At 58.6% G+C, this 3,199-nt stretch carries 3 protein-coding genes and 1 pseudogene; 2 read left to right on the forward strand and 2 right to left on the reverse strand.

The window, feature by feature from the left end:
* Positions 1-573: 573 nt before the first annotated feature.
* Together NW839_RS11420 and NW839_RS11425 are read left to right on the forward strand one after the other, a co-directional pair.
* Positions 574-1,332 (forward strand): ZIP family metal transporter, encoded by a 759-nt coding sequence (locus NW839_RS11420; RefSeq protein ID WP_083757643.1) that lies wholly within the window; start codon positions 574-576, stop codon positions 1,330-1,332.
* A gap of 36 nt (positions 1,333-1,368) precedes the next feature.
* On the forward strand, positions 1,369-2,175 hold the full coding sequence (locus NW839_RS11425; RefSeq protein ID WP_414351761.1) for an alpha/beta hydrolase: 807 nt from the start codon (positions 1,369-1,371) through the stop codon (positions 2,173-2,175).
* On the opposite strand, the gene NW839_RS11430 is transcribed toward NW839_RS11425, so the two are convergent.
* A complete protein-coding gene (locus NW839_RS11430) occupies positions 2,141-2,950 on the reverse strand; it encodes a DUF3598 family protein (protein WP_414351759.1) in 810 nt (269 codons plus the stop codon). The genes NW839_RS11425 and NW839_RS11430 overlap by 35 nt on opposite strands.
* An 87-nt stretch (positions 2,951-3,037) precedes the next feature.
* Positions 3,038-3,199: pseudogene (locus NW839_RS11435) on the reverse strand (RNA-guided endonuclease TnpB family protein); the annotation flags it as partial.

Consider the following 3,199-nt stretch of genomic DNA (forward strand, 5'->3'; position numbering starts at 1 on the left):
TCGGAGGCTCATCCTCGTTCGGAGGCTCATCCTCGTTCGGAGGCTCATCCTCGTTCGGAGGCTCATCCCCCAGTGCTAGAGTCGTCGTAAGTGTTAGTGTTGGAGTTGGCGTAGATGTCAGTGTAGGCACTATCGTCCCACCGCTTCTGCCGTCAGCGCTGCCGGTCAGTCCTAGACAGGCTGCTCCTAGACTCAAGGCCACAAGAGTTGTAACTGCTTTTTTCTTCATCGCTCTCTCACTCGTCATCACTATCGGACTTGACTTTAGTTTTTATCGACCTGTCTTGCTGCAGTGTACTCCAGTCCAATTGCTGTTCAGGACGCTTCTGTGCCGAGGCAATTTACAATTATTGTAATAAACCTTGGCTTAGCTGGCAAACTCCAACTAGGGAATAGCTCCTTCAGACTTGCTCTTAGGTACCTTGCTTGTAAGCACAAAATCTGGCGCTCCAAGCCAACTTTCAGAACCTCGCCTATGCCGCTCGAGCCAGCAATGTTCACACAACGTTGGAAAGGGAGGAGAATTGAAAAGCATTCGGCCTTTGTGGAGATTGGCTTGTGCATCCAATTGGGATGGGATCCCTGGCTAGCTTTATCGCCGGCTTGGCGACGGGGCTGGGGGCTTTGCCGGCCCTTTTTCTTCCCTCGCTCTCCGAAAGGGTACAAGGGATCCTGCTGGGGTTTGGGGGTGGGGTGATGTTGGCGGCCACCTCTTTTTCCCTGCTGGTGCCGGGCACCGAGGCAGCCATGGCGCTGGGGTATTCCCCATTTGGGGCGGCTGTGGTGATGGTGGCAGGCCTGTTGTTGGGGGCGATCTTCCTGGAGAGTGCCCACCGCTTTTTTCCCCACGAGCACTTTTTCAAAGGGGTGGAAGGGGAGAACCGCGCCCATTTGAAGCGGATTTGGCTGTTCATCATTGCCATTGCCCTGCACAATTTCCCGGAAGGCTTGGCGGTGGGGGTGGGATTTGCCACCGGCCAAGTCGGCGATGGGTTGGCGTTGGCGTTGGGGATCGGCTTGCAGAACATGCCAGAAGGGCTGGTGGTGGCTTTGTCACTGGTGGGCCAGGGGTACTCGCGGCTGTTCGCTTTTGGCATCGCCCTGCTGACCGGACTGGTGGAGCCCATCGGCGGGATCCTGGGAGCAACGGTGGTCTCTCTGGCGCAGCCCCTACTACCCTGGGGCATGGCTTTTGCGGCGGGGGCGATGTTGTTTGTCATTTCCGATGAGATCATCCCTGAGTCGCACCGGCAGGGGTTGGAGCGGGAGGGCACCTTTGGGGTCATCAGTGGGTTTGTGGTGATGATGTTGCTGGATATCACCTTGGGCTAGCAAGGGATCCCGTCGCGAAGTGGAACGGAGTTTTATATGTTGAGTAACGAACCCTTTTTGTGGCGAGGAGCAGGGGAACACGCCTGTCTGCTGCTACATGGATTGGGGGGCGGTGTTTACGAGTTGCAATGGCTGGCAGAGCGGCTGTTGGCGGCTGGCCTGACGGTGCAGGGATTTAACTATCCCGGCCATGACAGTGCTCCGCATCGCTTACACGACCGCCGGTCTGCCCACATGCCCCCTTCCCGCTGGACGGAGTGGTACGGGCGGGCTTTGGAGCATTATCTGGCTTTGCAGCAGGAGTATCCCCGCGTTTCCTTGGTGGGCTTTTCCACCGGCTGTCTGCTGGCTTTGCACCTGGCTTTTGCCCATCCCATCCATAAATTGGTGCTGCTGGCGCCATTTTTCGCCATTCGCCACCGCTGGTACTATCTTTTTCGCCCTGAGCAGTACCTGAACAGCCTGGGTTGGCTATTGAAGGAGGTGCCCCGCCTCAGCTTGCCGATTCGGGATGGGGACGCTCGAGCCTTGGCAGAAAGAACGGCCTATTTCCGCAGCTTTAATCTGTCGGCGGTGCGCAGCGCTCTGGAGCTGATCGAGCGGGTCAAGGGAGAGGTGGCTGGCATCCGGGTTCCCACTCTGATCCTGCAATCTCGCCAAGATACAGTAGTGGATCCTGAACAGGCAGCGTGGCTCTATCAAGAGCTGGGATCCGAGGAGAAGATCTTGTCTTGGCTGGAGCACTCCGACCACATCCTCACTTTGGACTGCGAGCGGGAAACGGTGTTTGCCCAGGTTTGCGCCTTTCTCAAACGGGATCCTTCTGCGCCCGGATCAGCGTAACCCGCTGCCAAGCACCGCGGGCATCGTAGTCCCGGATCAAACGCAAGAGACAATGGCAGTCTTCCGGCTGCGGAAACCAGCTCAGGCTCACCGAAAAGCTGCGATCCCGGTGGGCGGTAGGGATGGGCAAGGGATCCGGCCCGCCAATCCACAGCCCTCCCGGCAAGGGATCCCAGTTGCTCAACCACTCTGCCCCCAAGCAGTCCACCTCGGCTTCGGCAAACCGGCCCTCGGCAACCGCAAAGCTCTGGGCGATCCCCCGCCATCTCCCCTGGAGGCAGGCTCTCAGCTGCTCTCTGCTCAGGGGTGCACAGTCTGCAACGGGATCCAAAGCTTGGCCGCGCCGCTCCAGGATCGCGGTTACCTCTACCAGACGACCTTGGGCATCCCACTGTTGCACCAGCCGCGCCTTGCGATCCCCCCAGAGAAAGCCCTGCTCGACGGCAAAATCACTAAACGGCGCCAGCTGCAGCCGCCCATTGGAAAAAGATCCATCGGGGAAAAAGCGCAATCCCGGCGAGAAATCCTGGTAGACCCAGCTCTGGGAGCTTTCGGGAGTGGGGGATCCCTGTAGGGGGTAGTAGGCGTTGGTTTGGCGGATCGCGCTCCCTGCCGCCGGACTTCCTGAAGAAGAGGATGGAGCCAAGGCCTCAAAGGTGATGAGGCTGCGCTTTTGGCCCCCCAGCTCCCAGCCGCCGGCGGTGGGTCGATAGTTGGAGAAGAGGCCGTGCCACACTCCCAGGTGGAGAGCCAGACATTGTTTTTGGGTTTTCATGAAGCAATGTGAAGCTAAGATTGTGAGGACGTAACGCTGGAGAGCAAGACCTATGGGGAAGAAGCTCCGAGGTGGCATTTTAGTAAACTACCCGACCCTGACTGCTTCGCAGTACAGGGCGGGCTTTCGGCAGCCCTGCAGTTGGCAAGCCAACCACGGACCTCTAGGCTGGTTTACGACAGCCCCCAAAAGCGCAATCACCTTCGCACCGTTAAAATCCGCATCCCCTTCCCAACCGCAGTGCCCGCA

It is taken from the genome of Synechococcus sp. R5-15, from assembly GCF_047462035.1.
Classification (GTDB): Bacteria; Cyanobacteriota; Cyanobacteriia; order Thermostichales; family Thermostichaceae; genus Thermostichus.

Excerpts from the sequence above, each read along its gene's own strand:
- NW839_RS11420 (WP_083757643.1), top strand. The coding sequence starts at position 574 with ATGGGATCCCTGGCTAGCTTTATCGCCGGCTTGGCGACGGGGCTGGGG.
- NW839_RS11425 (WP_414351761.1), top strand. The coding sequence starts at position 1,369 with ATGTTGAGTAACGAACCCTTTTTGTGGCGAGGAGCAGGGGAACACGCC.
- NW839_RS11430 (WP_414351759.1), bottom strand. The coding sequence starts at position 2,950 with ATGAAAACCCAAAAACAATGTCTGGCTCTCCACCTGGGAGTGTGGCAC.